Genomic DNA, 22,994 nt, shown 5'->3' with positions numbered 1-22,994 from the left:
CGGAAGTGACGGCGCCTTTTACAAAGGGGGGCGTGACGGATTTAGGTCTGTCTTCTTCCGGATCAAATCAAGCGCGATAAGGGCGTTTGGTGGATGCCTTGGCAGCAAGAGGCGATGAAGGACGTGATACTCTGCGATAAGCTTTGGGGAGCCGAGAATAGGCTTTGATCCAAAGATCTCCGAATGGGGCAACCCACCTGAATGTTGGTTATTGTTTACCGCAAGGTAGTCAATAATCGGCATAACCAGGTATTTAAGACCTGAATACATAGGGTTTTAAAAGCGAACCCGGGGAACTGAAACATCTAAGTACCCGGAGGAAAGGATATCAACAGATACTCCCCCAGTAGCGGCGAGCGAACGGGGACCAGCCGAGCCATGAGAATGACCAGAATGATCTGGAAAGATCAGCCATAGCGGGTGACAGCCCCGTATGGGAAGTTCGATTGGACGTATTAAGTAGGGCGGGACACGTGAAATCCTGTCTGAAGATCGGGGGACCACCCCCGAAGGCTAAGTACTCCTTGCTGACCGATAGCGAACCAGTACCGTGAGGGAAAGGTGAAAAGCACCCCGACGAGGGGAGTGAAACAGTTTCTGAAACCGGACGCCTACAAGCAGTCGGAGGGGCCTTGAGCCCTGACGGCGTACCTTTTGTATAATGGGTCAACGACTTGGTCTGTCTGGCAAGCTTAAGCCGGTAGGTGTAGGCGCAGCGAAAGCGAGTGTTAAATGCGCGACATAGTCAGACGGATCAGACCCGAAACCAGATGATCTAGCCATGTGCAGGCTGAAGGTTGGGTAACACCAACTGGAGGGCCGAACCCACACCTGTTGAAAAAGGTCGGGATGACGTGTGGCTAGGGGTGAAAGGCCAATCAAATCTGGAGATAGCTGGTTCTCCGCGAAAGCTATTTAGGTAGCGCCTCGGACGTATCCTCTTGGGGGTAGAGCACTGCATGGATGATGGGGGCCCACAGCCTTACTGAGTCTAAGCAAACTCCGAATACCAAGAAGGACTATCCGGGAGACACACGGCGGGTGCTAACGTCCGTCGTGGAGAGGGAAACAACCCTGACCAACAGCTAAGGCCCCCAATTCGTGGCTAAGTGGGAAAGCATGTGAGACTTCCAAAACAACCAGGAGGTTGGCTTAGAAGCAGCCATCCTTTAAAGATAGCGTAACAGCTCACTGGTCTAATTAAGAGGTCTTGCGGCGAAGATGTAACGGGGCTCAAGCCACGAGCCGAAGCTTTGGGTGCACGTAAGTGCGCGGTAGCGGAGCGTTCTGTGATATAGAACGCTGCCTCTTTTGTTTCTTCGATGTCCATGTCACCCGCAAGGATGACGGACCAAGAAGGCACAACGGAGGCTTTGTTCTGACTGTGAAGCCGGGGCGTAAGCCATCCGGTGGAGTGATCAGAAGTGAGAATGTTGACATGAGTAGCGATAAACAGGGTGAGAGACCCTGTCGCCGAAAGTCCAAGGGTTCCTGCTTAAAGCTAATCTGAGCAGGGTAAGCCGGCCCCTAAGGCGAGGCCGAAAGGCGTAGTCGATGGGAACCAGGTTAATATTCCTGGGCCAGGAGATGGTGACGGATTGCGACGGTTGTTCTTCCTTAACGGATTGGAAGGGCCGCTTAGCAGTTCCTGGAAATAGCCCTCCATGAGACCGTACCCGAAACCGACACAGGTGGACTGGTAGAGAATACCAAGGCGCTTGAGAGAACCACATTTAAGGAACTCGGCAAAATACCTCCGTAAGTTCGCGAGAAGGAGGCCCGGTTTGCAGGCAACTGTGGGCCGGGGGCACAAACCAGGGGGTGGCGACTGTTTACTAAAAACACAGGGCTCTGCGAAGCCGCAAGGCGACGTATAGGGTCTGACGCCTGCCCGGTGCCGGAAGGTTAAAAGGAGATGTGCAAGCATTGAATTGAAGCCCCGGTAAACGGCGGCCGTAACTATAACGGTCCTAAGGTAGCGAAATTCCTTGTCGGGTAAGTTCCGACCTGCACGAATGGCGTAACGACTTCCCCGCTGTCTCAAATGTGGACTCAGCGAAATTGAATTGTCTGTGAAGATGCAGACTTCCCGCGGTTAGACGGAAAGACCCCATGCACCTTTACTATAGCTTCGCACTGGCATCAGGACTGCGATGTGCAGGATAGGCGGTAGGCTTTGAACCAGGGACGCCAGTCTCTGGGGAGCCATCCTTGAGATACCGCCCTTCGCACTCTTGATGTCTAACCGCGGCCCGTTATCCGGGTCCGGGACCCTGCGTGGTGGGTAGTTTGACTGGGGCGGTCGCCTCCCAAAGAGTAACGGAGGCGCGCGAAGGTTGGCTCAGAGCGGTCGGAAATCGCTCGTTGAGTGCAATGGCAGAAGCCAGCCTGACTGCAAGACTGACAAGTCGAGCAGAGTCGAAAGACGGCCATAGTGATCCGGTGGTCCCGAGTGGAAGGGCCATCGCTCAACGGATAAAAGGTACGCTGGGGATAACAGGCTGATGATGCCCAAGAGTCCATATCGACGGCATCGTTTGGCACCTCGATGTCGGCTCATCTCATCCTGGGGCTGGAGCAGGTCCCAAGGGTATGGCTGTTCGCCATTTAAAGAGGTACGTGAGCTGGGTTTAGAACGTCGTGAGACAGTTCGGTCCCTATCTGCCGTGGGTGTAGGATACTTGAGAGGAGTTGCCCCTAGTACGAGAGGACCGGGGTGAACGTTCCACTGGTGGACCAGTTGTCGTGCCAACGGCAGTGCTGGGTAGCTATGAACGGACAGGATAAACGCTGAAGGCATCTAAGCGTGAAGCCCCCCTCAAAACAAGGTATCCCTTGAGAGCCGTGGAAGACCACCACGTCGATAGGCCGGAGATGTAAGCGCAGCAATGCGTTCAGTTGACCGGTACTAATGGCTCGATTGGCTTGATTTGATCCGGAAGTGGCCAGATCTCAAAAGATCTCCACTCCAAAAGCATCCTTGGACAACATGACGCCCAACAAAACGGGCGCAACGCTGAGCGTTTCTTCTCCGATCTGGTGGACATAGCACGAGCAAAACACCCGATCCCATCCCGAACTCGGCCGTTAAGTGCCGTCGCGCCAATGGTACTGCGTCTCAAGACGTGGGAGAGTAGGTCACCGCCAGATCTGAAAAGAAACGCAATCTCTCGAAACGATGAAAACAACACGCACCATCAAAAACAGATCGGTGCAGCCGCGCACCAAGCGCACCTGTCGCGGGGTAGAGCAGCCCGGTAGCTCGTCAGGCTCATAACCTGAAGGTCGTAGGTTCAAATCCTACCCCCGCAACCAAAAATAATTACTGAAAATCAATGAGTTATGACAGTGCAAGAGCGCCGCAACCGCTCTTCTCGCGTTGCAACATAACGCAAAGTCTTTCCTCACGATTCCAATCACTTACAGGCGCTCCGATTTCCTCCGTGCAACACCAATGCGACATGGAAAGTAACCGGTGTTTTGACCCCACCTTCCTTGTGAGCGTCTGATCTGCGAGTCCGTGCGTGGTGTAGTTTTGCAGGGACTTTCTCCATGGAGCGCTCAACGGAGTTTCTCACGGACATTGACGCGATTGTTGGAGCTCGGTGTCACCGGCGGTGGCCGGATGCGCTGAAGGCGCGGATTGTGGCTGAGACGTTGGTCGAGGGAGCAACGGTTCGGGATTTGGCGGCGCGGTATGATGTCAGGGCCAATCATCTGTCGTCACACTCTCCGGTAAATCCGGGGCGGTTCAAATTCTCAAACCCCTAAATCTGTCCGGTGGACGCCGACGTCAAACACATGAGAAGTACGCTCATCGCGTGAACCGGCCCGGAGCCGGACCCTTGCGGCGAGCGTCCGGACCATATGGGGTCAGAAGCCTGCCAGCGCAGGCAGCCAGAGTGACAGCCCGGGTACCGTAACCAGCAGGCAGAGCACGCCGAATTCAGTGGCCACGAAAGGCCAGATTCCGCGAAAGATCTCGCGCGGCGGAACACCGGTCGTGCCGGAGACGATAAACACGTTGAGGCCCATAGGTGGCGTGATCAACCCGATCTCGGCGGTTTTGACGAAGATGATGCCAAGCCACACCGGGTCGAACCCCAGGCCACTCAACAGCGGGAACACCAGCGGCATCGTGAGGACGAGAATGGCAATCTGGTCCAGGAAAAAACCAAGGATGAGCAGAAGCAGGAGCACCGCCAGAAGTACCACATAGCGATGAACACCGGCTTCCTGGATGGCCGAGAGGAGTGACTGAGTCACGCCGGTCAGCGTAATAAAGGCGCCGAAGACCGCCGAGCACCCGATTATCGCCAGGATCATTGCGCTGTTCCGGGTCGCATTGGCCAGGGCGACCGAGAAACCTGCGAAGCCGGCGCGCCCCATCACTATGGTCAGGATCAGGGCCATGAGGGCACCGACCGCAGCGATCTCGGTCGGTGTGATCACGCCAGAGTAGATGGCGACGATGATCACAAGCATCAGAAGCAGTACCGGCCAGACGGAGCGTATGCTCTCTTTCCTTTCGGCCTGCGTCGCCCTGTGCTCGGATCGCGGCGCGACCTCTGGTCGACGGCGGATCTGGAAGTAAATGGCAAAAGCGCTTGCAGCAGCAGTGACGGCACCGGGAACGAAGCCCGCAACCAGGAGTTTACCGACCGAGGTTTCGGTGATGATGCCGTAGAACACCAGGCCGATGCTGGGCGGGATCATGATGGCGAGCGTACCGACAACGGCAAGCACGGCCGTCGAGAAGCCGGTGTCGTAACCGAGTCGCTTCATCTCGGGATAGGCGGCCGAAGACAGGGTCCCGGCGGCAGCCGAAGAGGATCCGGAAATCGCCGCCAGCAGGACGCCGCCGGCCACAGCCGAATACGCCACGCCGCCACGCAGATGACCTAGCCATTTGTCCGATGCGGTGAACAGGTCGCGGGTAAACCGGCCCGCTGTTAAAAACTCGGCCATCAGAATGAACATCGGCAGGGTGGTCAGCGTGTAACTGGCCACATGTTCATATGGCGCTGACTTCAGGATACCGACCAGCGGGTAGTAGCCGCCAGTGAGCATAAGACCAACGGCACCGGAGATGAGCATGGCGAAGGCCACCGGCGCTCCATTGAGCAGTAACAGGAAGAGGAAGACGATACAGCCGATGGCAATCAGTGTCATTCGAACACCTCGTCATGCCGGACGGGCCGGATGGCCGGGAAAATCGTCTCATAGGCAAGGCGCAGGGCCATCTGCAGGCATCCGAGAGGCACCCAGACGTAACTCCAGTAGACCGGGAACTCGATGACCCCGAAGGTCGTGTCACGGCTTGCGAACTTCTCGTAGGCCTCATGCCCGGCGTGCCAGGCGATGAACCCGAAGACAATCGCGCCAGCCAGGGTGTTGAACCGCTCGGACAACTGGTACGGCACGAGCGACAGAGACTCCGTCAGCACGTCGAGCCGGATCATCCCACCGGAAGAATAGGCCGCCGGCATCCCGAAAAACGTCACGATGACCATCAGGTATAAGGAGTTGAACTCAAAGCTACCCTGAAGGGGAGCGTTTAACAGGTAGCGTCCAAGTGAATCCGCGCTGATGGAAATCATCATCAGGACGAGCGAAGTCTGTGCAATCCTCATGAAGACCAGGTCGATAAGGTCCAGTGTCCGGGCCATGCCATGCCGTTCCTATGCTGGGTCAGTATCCGGGCCGCAGCGGCGCTGCCGCGGCTCGGGATGGGCTGTGGCGCGACTTTATTCGGCTAGGCGAGTGACGTAGGCGTCCAGCATCTCCTGTGCGGGCAGACCCCGGGCAGAAAGCTGCCCGACCCAGGCATCACGAACCGATTCGAGCTTGTCGGAGACTGCCGCAAGTGCGTCATCGGGCAGTGACACCACCTCGACGCCGGCAGCTTCCATCTTCTGGTAGGCCTCCTGCGTTTCGGCCTCGTAGCCTTCGGCGTATGCCTTGCGGATATCGTCCGCAACCTCCTGGATCAGGGCGCGGTCCTCCCCGGACAGGTCTTCCCAAACATCGTCGTTGATGATAAGGGCCGTCGTCACTGCGCCGAAGGACCCGTTGCGCGAGATCGAGGAGGTCACGTCCTCAATCTTGTAAGCAATGATGCTAGGTGCATTGTAGAGAGCCCCGTCGACCGTTCCGCGCTGTAGGGCGAGGTAAAGATCCGAAGCGGGCACCTTCACCGGCACACCGCCAAGCGCTTTGGCGATCAGTTCGCCAGTGGATCCCGGAACCCGGAGCTTCTCACCCCTGAGGGCCGAGACGTTGCGGACGGTGTGTCCCTCGCGAAACATGATCTGGTACGGAGGCGTGACTGTACCCCAAAGCGGGCGCACCCGTAGTGGCAGGTATTCCCGTTCCAGCAGGTCCTGCGTAATATAGGCGTTAAAGCCTTCAGTCGCCGCAACGCTTTCCGTGAACAGTCCCGGAAGCTCACCGGCACTCGTCAAAGGTAGCTTGTCCGAGTTGTAGTTTGGGATGATCAGGGCCATGTCGGCCACGCGATTGCGCACGGCGTCGAGAAGACCCGCGCCCTTGGCAAGCTGCTCGGCCGGGAAATGCTGAATTTTGATCCGGCCGTTGCTCCGCTCTTCAATCTCGGTGATGAAGGGTTGGGCGGCGATCCGCGACGACGTATGGGTCAGCGGGAACTGGTCGGCCCATTTCAGGGTGACTTCCTGAGCAAAGGCGACCGACCCACCGGCTGCAAGAATACCAGCTAGTGCGACACCCTTTAGGACGTGAATGAGCTTCATTATATCCTCCTCCTCGTTGCCGATTGGATCCGTGTTGGGCTGGCCTGATCAACTCCCGACCGACGTCGGAACGAGGTTGGCGCCGTGTCCCAGGCCGCTGTACAAGCCAAAATCTCTGACGGTTTCCCCATAATAATCCTAAAAACCATCCTATCAGCCTCATTCCAATAAAACAAGGCAAATGAAGAGCTGTGGCAATCCCTCCTTGTTGTTCGCCCGACCCCGGGGAAACCAACCTCTCCCTGCACAAGTGACCGGCAATTATCCTTACCCGCGATGTGCTCAGTACCACTTGTTGCGCACGCCGCCCGACGTTGATGGCTCCCGACACACCAGCATCTGCTCCGGGGCTGAGGCCACCGGTTACTTTCTTGAGCCCGCCCATTTTCTGGCGCAGGATCAGTTGCCGGACAAGTTACCTCGCAAGGTTGCCACTACCGACAGTCCCGGCGTCCTGATAACGGATACCTTCACGTGCTTTCTTTAACGGCGTCAACTTCTTCTTGCGTCAAGAATGATGGTGGAAGCCCTGAACGCTCCATTTGCAGCTCCAGAAAACTCTGAGCATCCCGCATTTCCCACCCCCGGTTCAACGCCTCAAGCATATCCTGATGGACGGCACTGCAGAGTTTCATCGGCACCCGGTTTGAGCGTCCAATCTGAAGGGCAAGGCGTGCATCCTTTTCGGCAAGCTTCAGGAAGAATTTGGCCGGATCGAGCTTGTTAGGCAGGAAGCCTGCGGAAATCAAATCGAAAGTGCGCATCTGGCCCAACCGACCCTGACGCAGGGCCTTCCAAAGTGGCAACATATCAACGCCCGCTTTAACACCCATAGAAAGGCACTCAATTTGAACAGAGAGCAGCGCCAAGGAAAACATGTTTTGAACAAGTTTTGTAATCGTGCCGGAGCCGCATTCCCCTACAAACAGCGCATTCTCGCTTATTGCGTCCAGCGCGGGTTTGGCCAGCTGAAATGCCCGCTCCTCCCCACCAACCCAAAAAATAATATCGCCCCTAACCGTGTTATGCGGGCTGCCGCCAATCGGCGCGTCGAGCAGGTACACTTTCTTTTGTACCAGAATCCCGTGCAATTCGCGAATGACATCAAGGTCGTTAGTTGATGTGTCGACCCAGACCTTACCTTCACTGAGGCCCGCTATCAGCCCGTCGGTTCCGGCGCTGACTGCCTGCACATCTGCAGGCATAGGAAGAGATGTGAAAACCAGATCCGCGTCCTCAGCCACTTCGCGCGGCGTTTCCGCCCACATAGCCCCAGCTGCTATCGCATCCACTGCTGCAGCTTGAGACAGATCATTCACAACGAGCTGATAGCCTGCTTTTTGCAGGTTGGCGACCATCCCGCGTCCCATTGATCCCAATCCAACAAATCCAACTTTCATTGCATTTTTCATTGCATTGTCCTTTCTTGCATTCAGGGCGATTTCTAATTCCAATCCCGCGATCCATTCCTTTGCGCATTGACACTGAACCAAAAAAAACAGCTAAGCGAAATCCTGCACCTCTCGCTATGGCTAATTCATATTTTCAGGTAGCCATAGTGCAATTTCGGGCCATATTATCATTGCGGCTACAACCAGTATGTCCATAGCCAAGAACATAAGCGCCCCTTTGAAGATGGTAGGAAGAGATGCAGCGCCTCGCAAAAGCGAGTGGATCACATATACGTTCAAGCCGAAAGGCGGCGAAACCAGCCCAATTTCGAGAAGCTTGACGACCAAAATTCCAAACCAAATAAGATTTACATCTGCGTCCTGAAGGATTGGAATAAGAATAGGCAGGGTTAGCAGCATTATGCCCAGAGAGTCCATGAACATGCCCAGGACTATATACAGAACCGCCACCATAAGTATTATGGACAAGGCGTCTGTATTTCGAGCCGCGAAAAAATCGGATATTACTGAAGGCAACCCGGCCAGGCCCATGAATGTAGTAAACATGCTGGCACCCATCGCAATAAGGAAGAGCCTGGATGTTCCTAGGGCTGTATCGCTAAGTGCCTCAGAGACAACTTTCCTGGTTAGTGATTTTCGGGATATTGCGATAATGCACGCCAATGACGCACCTACGGCACCAGCTTCCGTTGGTGTCATAATTCCCGAATAAATTCCTCCGATGACGCCGATAACCAAAACCGGCAATGGCCAGGATTCAAGAACCGCCTCTTTCAAATTACCCCGTTCGAGCCTTTCACGGCCTGCGGGAGCAATTTCCGGTTTTATTTTCACTGCAATTACGATCATTGCGATATATGCTACGGCCGTCAGAATGCCTGGAATAACGCCCGCTATAAACAGCTTTCCGATTGGGGCCTGAGCAAATATCCCGTACATAATCATGACGACGGAAGGCGGGATAAGTGATCCCAACGTTCCGGAAGCCGCAACGCACCCGGCCGAAAGGCTGTATGCATAGCCGGCTTTCCGCATTTCGGGGATCGCAATTCTTCCCATCCCTGCTGCGGTTGCAACGCTTGAGCCTGATGCGGCTGCGAACAATGCACAAGCACCCACTGTCGAACAGGCAAGGCCGCCCGGTATGCGGTAAAGGACCACCCGCATCAACCTGAAAAGACCGGATGTCAGCCCCGCCCGGCTGGCCACGAAACCCATCAGCAGAAACATCGGAACAGAGCTGAATGACCAGTTTGCAATAAACTGGTAGGGTACGGCTTTGAGCATCCCAAATGCGGCAGTTAAGTTTGTCAAAATCCAAAGTCCGACAAACGATGTTGTGGCCAGTGCCACTGAGATCGGAACGCGAACAATAACTAACAAGAATGTTACGGCAACGCCAGCCAGGCCGATTTCAAACCTATCCATCGATGCCTCCTTCTGCTTCATCATGCTCTGCAAGCAGTCGATCACGGGCATCCTTGCGGAGCAAGAATGCGAGCAGATAACCGAAACAGACCAGTCCAGCGAGGCCGAAACCGATTGGCAGAACAAACCGACTTGGCCAAATAGTGACGAATACCTGACCGATCATCTGTTCTTTAATGCGATAGGATCTGATAGCATCCCCCCAACTCGAGCATGCTAGGATTAGATACGTCGCCGCCGAAAGCCCAAGAACCAGTACCATGCAGAGTTTTTTTGCGCTCTGAGGAAAGAACTGGTAAACCGCATCTACGGAGATGGATGATCGCGCCATTTCGACAGCGGCGATTGGGAAAAACACGCCGGCGACCATATAGTATGTGGATACTATTTCCAAAGTTCCGGCAATTGGTCTGCTGAACAGTAGTTTCAGGGCGACATCCAGAGAAATATGTACCATCATCAGGAGCAGGAAAAGACCGGCTACTATCAGTGCGAGTCTGGATAATTTATCAAGTATTTGCATCGATACTTTATCTCGCTGTTGGCAGGAAAGAGCGGCACTTTCATTGAGTTAACGGAAAGTTCCCGCTTGGTTGATGGACACCGCGAGCTAAACAATCCCGACTTTACCGGCGAATTGCATATTTTATATAAGCAGGTTTGACCGAGGTCCCTCCGGGGTGGCTGTAGGCTGCCGCCGCGAGACCCCTTCATGGTCAATGCGGTTGCGCCAAGCCAGAATCTGGCTCGGCACCCCAGCTTTGGTCAGCTCAGTCCATACGATATGTAGAGGGATCTAAATCGCCAAGTGCAGCGTCTTTTGCGACCGCCCACACGGCCTCGCCATCAGTGCGATCAACCCCATCAAGCAACTCCGTCCACTTATTGATATATTCAATCATTAGTGATTGATATTGCTCTGGATTGTCTACCCCGAGCTTTTTGGCAACAGGGATGGACCCGCCCATTTCTTCGCCAACAAAAGCAGCATACGCAGCTTTAACGTCATTTTCAGGTGTGACAATCTCAATGCCCTGTTCCTTCGCCCAAGACAAATTCTTCTCGATATCCTGCGCGTACCGTGCGGTGAGGTAAGCTGTGGAGCGGAAGCCCTCTTCCAGCATTATGCGGCGCTCTTCATCTGTTCGGGATTCCCAGAACTCCTTATTCAGGATAATTCCGCCGCTGTGGTAAACAGGTGGTAAATCCAACATTGCAATGGACTCGGTAAGTTCGCCGATATTTTCACCTCCGAGGAGGTGACCGATATCGGCCGACAGGCAGTCAACCGCTCCCCTTTCCAAGCCCGTATAGATCTCGGACCCGGAAAGATTGACCGGGGTGGCGCCGAGAGCGCTCGTTGCACGCGTCCAGATGCCCCCGTTTGTTCGCACTTTGACGCCCTTCAGTGATTGCAGATCACTGCCAATTCCGGATTTGGTGCACATATATTGATAAATCGGTGTTCCAGCTCCCGCAATGAAGACAACCCCTTGCTTGTCCCACTCATCTAGGTCCCGATTATGAACCAGCAGATCCGCCAGAGCGAATACCAGAACCGTCGCGTCCGGATTGACAAATCCGATGTCACCCATCGTGTTGAGGAGCGGAAATTCGGAAGGAGAATATGCTGGTGAATATATGCTTGCCGTAGCAACCCCGGTTCTGACGCCTTCCATCGTTCCGGCGGCAGGTAACAGAGCAGATCCTGCGAAAACCTCGAAATCTATCGCACCATTGGTTTTCTCGCGCACACGCTCTGAAAACCCATCCTGCATCTCTATTGTGGCCTGGTGTGTCGGCGCAAGCCACGTAGCATTTGCGAATGTTTCTGCTGATGATGACGTGCCGATCAGGGACGCAACGATGGCCGCCGCATTAGTGCATACAAGGCATACAAGTTTCAACGATCTTCTCCTCCCGAAAGAGTTGCTCGCCGACCGGCTCGCAACGTTTGCCGAATCATTTGTCTGATTCAAAGTTATCTTAAAGACCGGTCTACCAGTTTTTAATGAAAATGCAACGATATGTTCAGATCACGCACCATCAAATGGCGGGATCAAACACTTAGCGACCGTGATATCCGCCATCGACCAGGTAGGTGTTGCCCGTGCAGTAGGACGCGGCATCCCCGGCAAGGAAGGAGATCATCTCAGCAACTTCTTCGGCACGGCCGTAACGCTTCATGGGGATGGCCGCGGCGTTGGCGTCCCGCACGGCTTCCGCATTGGTTGGGTTTCTGCCGGATTCAATATGGCGCATCATCAGTGTTTCAATGGGCGCGGGATTGACGGTATTGACCCGGATGCCCCGTTTGGCGCCTTCCAGCGCCGCCGTACGCATTAGGCCGATGACGGCGTGCTTGCTTGCGACGTAAGGTGCTAATCCGACGCTGCCGCGCAGTCCGACCACGGATGAGAGGATGACGATCGATCCACCGCCGTGTTCGGCCATTGCCGGCATGAGCCAGGACAAACCGGTGAAAACGCCCTCGACATTTACGGCCATGACATGCCGGAAGTCCTCGAGTGTGATGGCTCCTAGCCGACCTGTCGACCCCACGATACCAGCATTAAGCACTGCGACATCGACCTTCCCGAAGCGGGTAAGCATCGCCTCCATAGCGCTTAGAGCCGAACTTTCGTCCGCCGCGTCCGACACAGCGTAACCGGCTTCGACCTCAATGTCGTCGACTAGGGTCCTTAGGCCCGCTTCGTCTGTATCCGTCAGAAACAGGCTGTAGCCCCCGGCGGCAAACTTCCGCGCGGTGGCGCTTCCGATACCGCCCGCAGCACCGGTGATGAAAGCGACCTTCGGCATGGTTGGTCCTCCCCTGTCCGCCGTAAGGTGCGAGAGGCCTTACGAATACAGCTATGGAAGCTAGATAAGTATTGAAGGATGGTCAATAACATTTATTATAATGGAGCATCCCTTTGACGATCGCTTGCTCGGCGTTGGCCGATGACCGGCGTCAGGTGGAAACAGGCCGCCCGGACCCCGTTGGTGAGGGCGCCTTCATCTGGATGGCCCCCCTGCCGCCGGAAAACCCCGACCTGACTTCAGAGCTGGCAGGCCATCATCAATACAGGTTTGACATTCTGACAAAAAGGCCTATATATGGAACTATTTATTGTGCTCGCTATCGGTCGGTTACAGACAGACCGCGATCTTCGAGGTGTTCGCAAAGTCTGAGAAGAACATCTTCGTCCAAGCGTGATACCGCCCTTCAATTCGGAGTTCCTGATGACGTTTCCAGAGTTCCCTTTCCCTCCTTTCCTCCAGAACCCGGCGAAAGATCTGTATATTGGTGGTCGTAGCCGTCTGGCGGCGGACGGAAGGCGTTTCGATACCTATAATCCTGGCACGGGCGAAGTCCTCGCTAGTCTGGCACGCGGAAGTGCTGCAGATATCGACCACGCGGTAGCCGTCGCCCGTACGGCCTTTACCGGACCGTGGAGCAGGTTCACCCCCGCTGAGCGTCAGGAAACCCTTTTGAGGATTGCCAAAATCATCGAGGAGAGATTCGACGAGCTTGCAATGGTCGAAAGTCTTGATGTTGGCGCGCCTCTTTCACGAGTCGCCGCGTCGAAAACGGCGATCGGACGGGTCGTGCGTTACTTCTCTGCACAAGCACTGCAATGCCGCGGCGAGACTTTCGCAAGCCCGTACCAGGGCAATGTCACCTCCATGATTTTGAAGGCGCCGGTCGGTGTTGTTGGTGGCATCATCCCTTGGAATGCACCGCTATATAGTATTTGGTGGATCCTCGGCGGTGTGCTTGCGACCGGTTGTACGGTCGTAATCAAGCCCGCGGAAGATGCATCCTTGAGCTCGCTTCTAATGGCTGAGGTAATTGCCGACGCCGGTGTGCCTGAAGGTGTCGTGAACATCGTAACCGGGACTGGCGCCGAAGCGGGAAGTGCGCTCGCGCTGCATCCCGATGTTGATCGCCTCGCATTTACGGGGTCGACTGCGACCGCACGCGAGATAATCAAATCCTCTGCAGGGAACATGAAGCGTCTCCAATTGGAGACGGGAGGAAAATCACCTGACATAATCTTTGAAGATGCAAATTTGAACAAAGCCGTTCCCGGCGCAGCTATGGGTGTTTTCAATAACAGTGGTCAGATCTGCTATGCCGGCACGCGCATATTCGTGCAGCGGAGCATTCAGCAAGATTTCCTGTCCAGGCTCGCTGCGTTCACCGGATCCTTGAAAGTGGGCCACCCCTTTGACACGGACACCGTGCTCGGCCCCGTCGTGTCCCAAGGACAGCTCGAACGCGTGATGAAGTACATTGAAATTGGACAGAACGAGGGCGCCACACTTGTGACGGGCGGTGAACGTTTGAGCGGTGATCTGGCCCAGGGATACTACATCACCCCGACTGTCTTCGCCGACGTGACCAGTACCATGAGGATCGCCCGCGAGGAGATATTCGGGCCTGTAGTCTCCGTCATACCATTCGAGAGTGCCGACGACGTTCTGGCAATGGCCAACGACACGGAGTACGGGCTGGGCGGCGCAGTCTGGACGCGGAGCCTTGAACAGGCAATGAGGATGGTTCACGGAATTCAGGCCGGCCAAGTCTGGGTAAATTGCTATGGTCTTGTCGACCCGATGATTGGTTTCGGTGGCGTCAAAAATTCGGGATATGGCTGGAAAGGGGGGAGTCGGCATGTCGATGGTTATCTCTATGAAAAGGCTGTAACAATCAACGCAGACTAACAGTTCCGCTGACCTGCCCCTGAACTTTCATCCAGCCGTGACAGGAGCCTGGCACTGCAACTGTCTGATTTCTGCGTTCGCGCGGTAGATCTTCGGGTGCGAGCCGTCGCGTCTGGTCCATCCGCATAGGCACCCTCCAAGTGTTCGGCGGTTGCGTCATGACGAAGACCGATTGGTTACCCGGAAATCAGTACAGTAATAAAAAACCCATAGACGGAACTTTATGTATATGATAAACGGCGGGTTATGGGTTTCGCGGAAACTGCATCGAAGAGTAAGCGGTGCGCCGTTCACACTGGTGCGGTGTAGTTCCAAGGCAGCAATTCTTTGATATCCGCTTGTTTGTGCCCGCCTGCGATGGCTGTCAGGACACCGGACAGATAGCCATGCGGCTCGATCCCGTTGAGTTTGCAGGTCTCGATCAGGGATGCGATTACGGCCCAATTTTGAGCGCCGGTATCATGTCCGGCGAAGAGCGCGTTTTTGCGGTTCAGAGCGATGGGGCGGATGGTGCGCTCGACAGGGTTGTTGTCGAGTTCGATGCGGCCATCGTCGAGGAACCTACACATGCCATCCCAGTATTTGGCGATGTATTTCAGGGCTTCACCGGTCGGCGATTTCGCTGAGACGCGTGCGCGGTTCTGGGCGAGCCAGAGCTTGAAGGCGTCGATGATGGGTTTTGAGCGGTCCCGTCGTGCAGCGTGCCGTTGATCGGCAGGCAGGCCTCTCAGGTCTTTTTCGATACGGTAGAGTGCCTGGATTTGCGCCAGGCCTTCCTGCGCGATTGGAGCAGCTCCAGATTGGGTGACGTCATGCAATTTTCGCCGCGCGTGTGCCCAGCAATAGGCCAGCACCACATCCTGTGTAGGGCGTTTGAGCAAGCTGTTATAGCCTGCGTATCCATCAACCTGCAGGGTGCCGCTGAAGCCGCTCAAGATGTTATCCGCATGCTGCCCTGACCGACCGGGCGCATAGGTAAACGCCACTCCGGGAGGATCGCCGCCGCCCCATGGCCTGTTATCACGGGCCAGCGCCCAGAAGTAACCGGTTTTGGTGCTTTTGCGCCCTGGGGCCAGAACCGGTGCAGGTGTTTCGTCCATGAAGAGCTTGGTGGAGCGCTTCAGATCGGCCATGAGCGCCTCATAGACCGGGGTCAATTCAAACGCCGACTTGCCTACCCACCCGGCCAGGGTCGAGCGATCCAGATCGATCCCTTGGCGGCTGTAGATTTGTGCCTGCCGATAGAGCGGCAGGTGATCGGCATATTTTGAGACGAGCACATGGGCGAGCGTTGCTTCGGTTGGCATGCCGCCCGCGATGATGTGGGCGGGTGCAGGCGCTTGGGTGATCCCACCCTCACAGGAGCGGCAGGCGTATTTGGGGCGGCGGGTGACAATCACACGGAACTGGGCCGGGATGATGTCCAGCCGTTCGCTGACCTCCTCGCCAATGACGTGACGCTCAGTTCCGCAGGCGCAGGATTGCTCGGGTTCAATGACCACCTCAACCCGTTCCAGATGTTTGGGCAGTGATCCGCGATTGGTCTGGCGCGGCTTTGGGGGCCGCACGGGCGCGGTGCGCTCGTCCGCGTCGATCTCTGCTTCCACCTGCGCGATGGCGGTCTCGATATCCTCGAGTTCCAACTCATACTGGGCCGGGTCAAGCTTCTCGGATTTGGCCCCGAAGAGCGCCTTCTTGAACGAAGCGACCAAGGCTTCAAGCCGCGCATTCTGATCCTGCTGCGTACGGATGATCGCCTTCAGTTCGGCAATGTCATCGGGCAATTTGTCAGGCACAGTCATGCCCCATCCCATAACAAAACAAGGGCAGAATGACCCGCGCAAACAACCCCGTGAGTCACTCCGCCGCAGAGGGCGCTACCACCTCCAAAGGGCGCACGCGCCGCCAATCCAACCCCGCAAACAGCGCCTCAAACTGGGCCGGTTCCAGGCGCATCACCCCGTTCTTGACCGCGGGCCATGTGAAGCTGTTATCTTCGAGCCGTTTGTAGGCCATCACCAACCCGCTACCGTCCCAGTAGATCAGCTTCAGCCGATCCGCGCGCTTGGCCCGGAACACATAGACCGACCCATCAAACGGCTTCTGGCGCAGGTGGCTCTGCACCAAAGCGGCCAGCCCATCATGGCCCTTGCGGAAGTCCACCGGGTCACTGGCTACAAAAATCCGAACCTTGTGGGATGGCATGATCACGTGGCCAAAGCCCGCGCGATCTCGGCGAGTCGCGCGGCTGGCGTTGCCGCATCAAGACGAACGGTGACATCGCCTTTGATCACATCAATCGTGTTTGAGGAAGTGACGGCCAGAGGCTGGGCCAAAGGCGCAGACGCCTCGATCTCAACAGGCACAAAATCCATACCTTCCAAATTTGGCAGAACCAGTTTGCCCTGCCGCGCCATTCGTCGCCAGTCAGACACCGTGCTGGGGATCAACTCATACCGTTTAGCAACCGCATTGACCGTCTCGCCTTCAATCAGAGTCTCCGCCACGATCCGAGCCTTCAACTCCGGCGGCCAAGTCCGCTTGCCGTCCGCCCGACGCGGCTCCCTTGCCAGAAACTCGCTTGTAGCTACCATCCAGAAACTCCCCACAAATCAAAGAAGCCTCTGAATCGCAGATCAGGCGTCACGCCGTAAGTGTGGGAGCGGCGCACCGCTTACATCGAAGATTAACGCGGCCATTTTCTTATTCTGGGCCGCGAAAAAGGGAGGGCTATTGCATGATCTCTGGAAAACTGGCGTTTATGTGCTTTTCAGTCATCGGCAGCACTGGCTTTGCGCAAGACTTCACCCTGCGGATTGCCGACTCGTATCCAACAACGCATGTGCAATCGCGTGAAGGTGCTCAGTTCTTTATCGATCGGGTTGAAGAGCTGTCCGGCGGTCGTATTGAGGTAGAGTATTTTCCGGCCTCGCAGCTCGGAAAGGCCGCAGATATGTTGACTCTCGTTCAATCCGGAACGGTAGACATGGCGTATGTCGCGCCAGCCTATGTGCCGTCAAAAATGCCACTCTCGGATGTTGCCGGTCTTCCGGGGTTGTTTTCGGGAGTTTGCGAGGGAACCCGAGCATACTTAGCGGCCGCGAACACAACCCCATTAAAGGAAGTGGACTTTGACAGCCAGGGTGTGCATTTGGTCTTCGCCAACATGAACCCTCCTTATCAGATCAGCGGCCCTCGTCTCGAAATCAAATCGCTTGATGATATCAGGGGCAAAAAAATCCGCTCCTCCGGAAATGCGACGAACCTGGTTGTCGAGGCTTTGGGTGGTGTTCCGGTGAACTTGCCGGGAGCGGAAGTCTATGACGGATTGGAGCGTGGCACTATCGATTTCAACCTCGGTCCTTACAGTTCCTACAAGGGTTACGACCTTTACGATCAGACGAAATTCGGAACCGCTGGGTTCGGCTTTAGCAACTTTGTTGTTACCTATGTTATGCGCTCTTCGGTGTACGATGGTTTGACTGACGAGCTCAAAAGCTTCATCGACCAGGCTGGCGAAGAAACGAGTGCGCATGTTTGCGAGGTGCTGGAAGAAGCGAACACCGCCGCCATCAGGGAAATGGAAGAGCTTGGTGCCACGTTCTTCAAAGCTACGCCCGAAACACTGAAGGACTTCGAACCCATTGCGCAGGAGCTTCAGGCGAACTGGGTTGAAAACATGGTCTCCAGCGATCTTCCCGGCAAAGAAGCGTTGGAATCAATGCGTGCGGCTCTGGCGGATAACTAGTTTGGTGGAGTGGTGAAACGATCTGCTTCGGAGTTGCAAGCTCGCTGCGGATTGGGCACGACGCCATCACGAAATTGAAGGAATTGTCTGATATGGAATGGAAAGATATCGGCTTCGTCGGCCTGGGCAACATGGGTCGCCATATGGCGACGCGGCTGTTGGCATCGGATATTCCGGTGCACATCTTCGATCGTGAACAGACGGTGATCGATCATGCGACAAGATCAGGTTTTAATATTGCTGCCTCGCTGGACCATCTGGCCGCCGCAGCGGACGTTATCTTTCTCAGCCTTCCGACGCCTCCGGCAGTTAAGGCTGTCGTAACCCGGATTGCAAGCTCGGGCTCTGAACGACTGCGCCTGGTTGTCGATCTCTCGACGACCGGAAGTTCCGTGGCCACTGAGCTGGCTGGCGTTCTCGAAGCCAAAGGAATTGGATACCTCGACTGCCCTGTCAGCGGGGGCGTCGGTGGCGCTGAAAAAGGAACGCTGACGCTTATGAGCTCGGGCAGCCGAGAGGCATTTGACGGCGCGAAGCCCTTGCTGGATCTGATCGGCAAGTCTATTTTCTACGTAGGGCCTGTGCCTGGGCAGGCTCAGACCATGAAGCTGGTGAACAACGTACTTTCTGCAGCCTCGGTCATCGCCAGCTATGAGGGCCTCGTCTTCGGTGCAAAAGCAGGTCTCGATCCAAAGCAGATGCTTGATATCATCAACTGTTCAAGCGGGCGGTCATTTGCGACAGAAGTAAAAATCCCTGAGTGCATCCTTGACCGCAGCTTTCCGATGCGCTTCGCGACCGAGCTTGTTCACAAGGACGTCAAACTGTTTTGTGACGAAGCGCAGAAGCTTGGTGCGCCGCTTTGGCTTCTGCCGGTCGTCGTTAACGTGTTTGCATTCGCGATGCAGCAGGGCATGGGCAAAGAAGACTACGGCAAGGTAATCCAAATTTATGAGAATTGGGCAGGCGCAACTTTCGGTCACGAACCGAACGCGCAATCTGCTTGATCGACAGGGATTTTGGCCAATAATGATTGTAGTCTGGCCCGGCGAACATGATCTGCACTTTACCGGCCGCTTTGAATATAGCTGGAAATATCGCGCACTAACCCGAACTCTTTCCCGTTATAAGTGTAGTTGCCGTAAAGGATTACCTGGTCCTCCGCATCAAGGAAGGTACGCGTGATACGCGCTACTGGTATGGAGGATGGGCAAAGAAGCTTCTGGCACTCTTCATCCGTTGGCATACCTACCTGAATATACTCATATCCGGTCATGGCCTTTGAAGCCATGACATCTTTGATCAGCCAGGCAATTTTTGAGAAAGTTTCTCCACCCGGGCGAAACTTACGAAATACGTCAATCCGAACAAAATTTTCCGAGCAAGTATATGGAACCCCGTTGTATAGGTCGCGCTTGCGAATGCGCACATATGGTCCATCGCTGGTGCCTTTTTCAAACTGCCGTGGTGGCAGCTTTTCAAATTCCTGGTAGTCAAATATGTCGACGGTGTAGGTAGCGGAGTCATGCTCAGGAATTCCGACGGACAGGAACAGCGGCTTCTCGGACCCGCTCGGCGGAACCCATGTTACATGAGTTCTTTTGCCACGGTGACTCGAAAGCAGACCCTCTTCGCTCAGCAGGTTTACTGCCTGACGCACCGTCACGCGCGCTACCTCGAACTCATCGGCAAGCTCGTTAAGCGTCGGAATAGATTCGCCGTTCTGCCAGAGACCCGAATAGATCTTATCTCGCAGGATGTTTGCCAGCTGCGCATAGAGCGTCACAGAACCCTGTTTGAGTTTAGGCATAGTCATGACAATCATCCTTCCAGACCGGGTATACGACCTTCAACGCAAATAGTTACATTAACCGGCCTACCTTATACGCAAACTCGAAAGGAAGCTATCCTGCAAGGTTTTTCGTCAGAACATTTCAGCTTGCCACGACACCTGCGCCTTCAAATGATCTGATCTCCTCGTCCGAAAACCCCGCTTCACGCAGTACCGGCGAAGTGTGTTCGCCCAGGCGCGGGGGGGGGCTTCCAAGACCTCTTTCATGTTGATCAAACAGTATCGGCAAGGGCACCGACCATGCGCCGGCACATGCGCCGTCACCGGTAATTTCCTGCAGCATACCCCTTGCCTTCAATTGAGGCGAACGAATGAGATCCTCCAGAGTATTCACAGGTGCACTGGGTATCCCGATACTCTCGAGCTGTTCTAAGAGCGTCGCGGACGCCATATCCCGGACAATCGACTGTACGACCTCTACTGCCGCAGCGCGGTTCTGCACCCGGTCCCTGTTTGTCAGAAACAGTGGGTCCTCGGCCAGTTCATCGACACCGTACGATTTGCAGAACGCTCGCCACAACTTGTCGTTGGCAATCCCGATTATCACGGCACGATCCGCAGTCTCGAACGCTTGGTATGGTGCGATTCCCGGATGTGCCGAGCCCGGGCGGGCCGGAAGTTCTTTAGTTACTAGATAAGATTGGATGTTATAATTCAGGAAGTTGACCGCGGTTTCTAGTAACGAAACTTCAATGTATGTGCCCTTGCCGGTCCTTCCACGTTCCAGCAGCGCTGCCAGGATACCGGTTACCGCATGATGGCCGGTCGTCTGATCGATCGGCGAATATGGGACCCGCACAAGCCCACCCTCCGCGTAGCCGGTCATGCTCATCATCCCGCTGTAGGCCTGGAGAATGACATCGTAACCCCGCGCCTTCCTGAGCGGACCGGTGCGCCCAAACCCTGAAATAGTACAGTAGATGATCTTTTCGTTTATCGACCTGAGAGTTTCGTAGTCCGCACCCAGCCGCGCGCTGACTCCTGTGGCTGCACTCTCGACCACCACATCAGCACTTTCAACCAGCCGATGCAGAATTTTCTGTCCGTCGCTCGACTTGAGGTTGATGGCCACACTGCGCTTGTTGCGGTTTGCCATGAGGTAAGCCGCTGATACACCGTTGTGGAACGGAGGCCATGTCCTGCTTTCGTCGCCCGAACCGATAGTTTCCAGTTTAATGACATTCGCGCCCAGGTCGCCCAATGTCTGAGCGCAGAGGGGGCCCGCCAGAACCCGGCTCAAATCCAGTACTGTTATACCCAATAATGGCTTCATCTCCCCCAAATCCTTATCCTGAGAGTACCGCTTTCCTCGCTCTGGCGAAGCCGGCCCTTTTTGAGAACGCTATATTTTGGGCCCGGTATTCCAGACGTGCCGGTTTTCCAGACCTGCAGACGGAGATCTAAGTCTCCATAGCTATAGTATTAAATATAGAACTATCGGTCAACGTGGCAAGGTTGCAAACTGCCGGTCGCATCAGCAATCGCTTGCTTACGCCGATTTTGTTGCCGCCACGCGTGGCGACTCGGTCGCGGTATGCCGTTCGGGCAGACGGAGAGCCTGCAATGTCCAGGCGTTTTCTTCTTAACTCGCAGTACCCGCAATTGCAGCGCCGTCCACCAGATAGGTATTGCCCGAGCAATATGAAGCCTCGCTGCTAGAAAGGAACGTTATTAGTGCTGCGACCTCTTCGGGCTGACCATATCTTTTCATAGGAATTTTACCTTTGGTGGCAGCATATGCCAGGTCTGCAGCCTCGCTCTTCCGTCCGCGCTCGATTTTACGCATCATTTCGGTTTCGATCGGCCCCGGATTGACCGTGTTAACGCGCACCCCGTATGCCGCGCCCTCTATCGCGGCCGCTCGCATCATGCCGATGACAGCGTGTTTGCTGGTCACGTATGGCGCAAGCCCTGTCGAAGCTCGCAAGCCCGCAGTAGACGATAGAACTGTGATGGAACCCGAACGCCTCGCCTTCATCACAGGCATCAACCACGACAAGCCTAAAAAGACACCCCGAACGTTCACGGCCATCACCTGGTCGAAATCGCTTGCCGACAGTGCGCCAATCTCACCAAATTTTCCCACAATTCCGGCATTGAGGACCGCGATGTCTATGGGGCCAAACCGATCCTCAGCGCCCCTAAAGACTGCTCTAACGTCGGTTTCGTCAGAAATATCAGCGACAGAAAAGTCCGCTCTGTCACCAAGTTCTTCGCAGAGGGCTGACAACAATACAGGATCGCGATCCGTCAGAAAAACCTGAGCGCCTTCTGCAACAAACCGGCGCACAACAGCCGCACCTATACCGCCCGCCGCACCTGTAACTACGGCAACTTTCCCGTCGAGCCTGGCCATATCCTGTACCTCCGTGCCTATTTTATACCAGATTTCTGATGGCTGACGATCTGCGAAACCAACCCGCAAGTCCTTTTGGGTCATGCCGAGCGAACCGCACCTGGCTGCGGTACCATCTTACTTAGCCCGAACCGCCTATCCCTTTATAACGCCTTCCGCGATTTCCGTACCCTCCACGCCCGCCGGGATACCGGCATAAATTGCCACCTGTGCCATGACCTCCCGGATTTCTTCGGCCGTGCAGCCATTGGTAATGCCGGCACCAATATGAAGTCTCAGCTGAGGTGTACGTCCCAGCGTGGCCAGAATCGCCATGACCAAAAGGCTCCGCTCGCGCTTAGTCAGTGTTTCGTCGCCCCAAACCTCGCCGAAGCAATAGGTTTCGATCAGGTCACGAATTCGCTTATTGAACGGTGTCGTAGTCTCTGCCCTTCTAGCCATCATGTCGTCACCAAACATGTCGACCTGAATGGATCGTCCCTTCTCTGCTGCGTTCATCAACAAACCCCTTTGTTCCTTCTGTCTATGATTGGCGGCAGGCGGCGTCGCTGCGTCCTATATATGGTTGGAAAATTTCGCCCAGTACCCGCTGTGCATATCAATAACTCAAAGTATCGTCTATAGTTTTATTATTGGAACACCTTCTACTCAGCGGGTGCTTGCTGAGGTTGGGAATATGGCCTTACAGGTGGATGGCCCG

General features: G+C 55.4%; 19 protein-coding genes, 1 tRNA gene and 2 rRNA genes. 7 read left to right on the top strand and 15 right to left on the bottom strand.

Annotated features, from left to right (window positions below; genetic code table 11):
* Positions 1-65 precede the first annotated feature (65 nt).
* The 4 genes from PAF12_RS11445 to PAF12_RS11430 all read left to right on the top strand — a co-directional run bounded on the left by PAF12_RS11445 (position 66) and on the right by PAF12_RS11430 (position 3,771).
* Positions 66-2,933: ribosomal RNA gene (locus PAF12_RS11445) — 23S ribosomal RNA — on the top strand.
* A gap of 102 nt (positions 2,934-3,035) precedes the next feature.
* Positions 3,036-3,150, top strand: a 5S ribosomal RNA gene (rrf, locus tag PAF12_RS11440).
* An 88-nt stretch (positions 3,151-3,238) separates the two neighbouring features.
* Positions 3,239-3,315: transfer RNA gene (locus tag PAF12_RS11435), tRNA-Met, on the top strand.
* A 237-nt stretch (positions 3,316-3,552) separates the two neighbouring features.
* Positions 3,553-3,771: a transposase gene (locus PAF12_RS11430; RefSeq protein WP_271107059.1), complete on the top strand. Its 219-nt coding sequence runs from the start codon at positions 3,553-3,555 to the stop codon at positions 3,769-3,771.
* Positions 3,772-3,873: 102 nt separating this feature from the next.
* On the opposite strand, the gene PAF12_RS11425 is transcribed toward PAF12_RS11430, so the two are convergent.
* The 8 genes from PAF12_RS11425 to PAF12_RS11390 form a co-directional block, all read right to left on the bottom strand.
* Positions 3,874-5,172 carry a TRAP transporter large permease gene (locus tag PAF12_RS11425; protein ID WP_271107058.1) on the bottom strand — a complete coding sequence of 433 codons (1,299 nt, stop codon included), beginning with the start codon at positions 5,170-5,172 and terminating at the stop codon, positions 3,874-3,876.
* Positions 5,169-5,669 carry a TRAP transporter small permease gene (locus tag PAF12_RS11420; protein WP_271107057.1) on the bottom strand — a complete coding sequence of 167 codons (501 nt, stop codon included), beginning with the start codon at positions 5,667-5,669 and terminating at the stop codon, positions 5,169-5,171. The genes PAF12_RS11425 and PAF12_RS11420 overlap by 4 nt, the downstream gene beginning before the upstream one ends.
* A gap of 78 nt (positions 5,670-5,747) precedes the next feature.
* Positions 5,748-6,770 (bottom strand): TRAP transporter substrate-binding protein DctP, encoded by a 1,023-nt coding sequence (dctP, locus tag PAF12_RS11415; RefSeq protein WP_271107056.1) that lies wholly within the window; start codon positions 6,768-6,770, stop codon positions 5,748-5,750.
* Between the two features lie 470 nt (positions 6,771-7,240).
* Entirely contained in the window at positions 7,241-8,224 is a 984-nt protein-coding gene (locus PAF12_RS11410; protein WP_271107055.1) for an NAD(P)-dependent oxidoreductase, read from the bottom strand.
* A 78-nt stretch (positions 8,225-8,302) separates the two neighbouring features.
* A complete protein-coding gene (locus PAF12_RS11405; protein WP_271107054.1) occupies positions 8,303-9,631 on the bottom strand; it encodes a TRAP transporter large permease in 1,329 nt (442 codons plus the stop codon).
* Entirely contained in the window at positions 9,603-10,133 is a 531-nt protein-coding gene (locus PAF12_RS11400) for a TRAP transporter small permease (RefSeq protein ID WP_271107053.1), read from the bottom strand. Before PAF12_RS11400 ends, PAF12_RS11405 begins: the two co-directional genes overlap by 29 nt.
* Before the next feature lie 247 nt (positions 10,134-10,380).
* Positions 10,381-11,517: a TRAP transporter substrate-binding protein DctP gene (dctP, locus tag PAF12_RS11395; protein WP_271107052.1), complete on the bottom strand. Its 1,137-nt coding sequence runs from the start codon at positions 11,515-11,517 to the stop codon at positions 10,381-10,383.
* A gap of 160 nt (positions 11,518-11,677) precedes the next feature.
* Complete coding sequence (locus PAF12_RS11390) at positions 11,678-12,430, bottom strand: SDR family NAD(P)-dependent oxidoreductase (protein WP_271107051.1); 753 nt, start codon at positions 12,428-12,430, stop codon at positions 11,678-11,680.
* Between the two features lie 423 nt (positions 12,431-12,853).
* Between PAF12_RS11390 and PAF12_RS11385 the strand changes: the two genes are divergently transcribed.
* Positions 12,854-14,338 carry an aldehyde dehydrogenase gene (locus PAF12_RS11385; RefSeq protein ID WP_271107050.1) on the top strand — a complete coding sequence of 495 codons (1,485 nt, stop codon included), beginning with the start codon at positions 12,854-12,856 and terminating at the stop codon, positions 14,336-14,338.
* Between the two features lie 290 nt (positions 14,339-14,628).
* Here the strand turns inward: PAF12_RS11385 and PAF12_RS11380 are convergent, their stop codons facing one another.
* Genes PAF12_RS11380 through PAF12_RS11370 form a run of 3 tightly spaced genes read right to left on the bottom strand, consistent with a single transcriptional unit; the run spans position 14,629 to position 16,932 of the window.
* Positions 14,629-16,140 carry an IS66 family transposase gene (locus PAF12_RS11380; protein WP_271107049.1) on the bottom strand — a complete coding sequence of 504 codons (1,512 nt, stop codon included), beginning with the start codon at positions 16,138-16,140 and terminating at the stop codon, positions 14,629-14,631.
* A gap of 55 nt (positions 16,141-16,195) precedes the next feature.
* Positions 16,196-16,543: an IS66 family insertion sequence element accessory protein TnpB gene (gene tnpB, locus PAF12_RS11375; RefSeq protein WP_081940321.1), complete on the bottom strand. Its 348-nt coding sequence runs from the start codon at positions 16,541-16,543 to the stop codon at positions 16,196-16,198.
* A 2-nt stretch (positions 16,544-16,545) separates the two neighbouring features.
* The gene (locus PAF12_RS11370) at positions 16,546-16,932 is read right to left on the bottom strand and encodes a transposase (RefSeq protein WP_037211607.1); all 387 of its coding nucleotides are present in this window, start codon (positions 16,930-16,932) and stop codon (positions 16,546-16,548) included.
* Between the two features lie 143 nt (positions 16,933-17,075).
* Between PAF12_RS11370 and dctP (PAF12_RS11365) the strand changes: the two genes are divergently transcribed.
* Positions 17,076-18,086, top strand: a complete 1,011-nt coding sequence (gene dctP / locus PAF12_RS11365) for a TRAP transporter substrate-binding protein DctP (protein WP_271107047.1) — start codon at positions 17,076-17,078, stop codon at positions 18,084-18,086.
* Between the two features lie 92 nt (positions 18,087-18,178).
* On the top strand, positions 18,179-19,093 hold the full coding sequence (locus PAF12_RS11360) for an NAD(P)-dependent oxidoreductase (RefSeq protein WP_271107046.1): 915 nt from the start codon (positions 18,179-18,181) through the stop codon (positions 19,091-19,093).
* A gap of 59 nt (positions 19,094-19,152) precedes the next feature.
* Here PAF12_RS11360 and PAF12_RS11355 read toward each other — a convergent pair whose 3' ends face one another.
* The 4 genes from PAF12_RS11355 to PAF12_RS11340 form a co-directional block, all read right to left on the bottom strand.
* A complete protein-coding gene (locus PAF12_RS11355; protein ID WP_271107045.1) occupies positions 19,153-19,902 on the bottom strand; it encodes a GntR family transcriptional regulator in 750 nt (249 codons plus the stop codon).
* A 118-nt stretch (positions 19,903-20,020) separates the two neighbouring features.
* Complete coding sequence (locus PAF12_RS11350) at positions 20,021-21,211, bottom strand: CaiB/BaiF CoA-transferase family protein (protein WP_271107044.1); 1,191 nt, start codon at positions 21,209-21,211, stop codon at positions 20,021-20,023.
* A gap of 309 nt (positions 21,212-21,520) precedes the next feature.
* The gene (locus tag PAF12_RS11345) at positions 21,521-22,378 is read right to left on the bottom strand and encodes an SDR family NAD(P)-dependent oxidoreductase (protein WP_271107043.1); all 858 of its coding nucleotides are present in this window, start codon (positions 22,376-22,378) and stop codon (positions 21,521-21,523) included.
* Between the two features lie 51 nt (positions 22,379-22,429).
* Positions 22,430-22,792 carry a carboxymuconolactone decarboxylase family protein gene (locus PAF12_RS11340; protein WP_271107042.1) on the bottom strand — a complete coding sequence of 121 codons (363 nt, stop codon included), beginning with the start codon at positions 22,790-22,792 and terminating at the stop codon, positions 22,430-22,432.
* Between the last annotated feature and the right edge of the window lie 202 nt (positions 22,793-22,994).

Source organism: Paracoccus sp. SCSIO 75233, from assembly GCF_027912675.1.
In the GTDB taxonomy this organism is placed as follows: Bacteria; Pseudomonadota; Alphaproteobacteria; order Rhodobacterales; family Rhodobacteraceae; genus Paracoccus.
The sequence above is the reverse complement of the archived record's forward strand: the minus strand, read 5'-3'. Positions and strand labels throughout refer to the sequence as shown.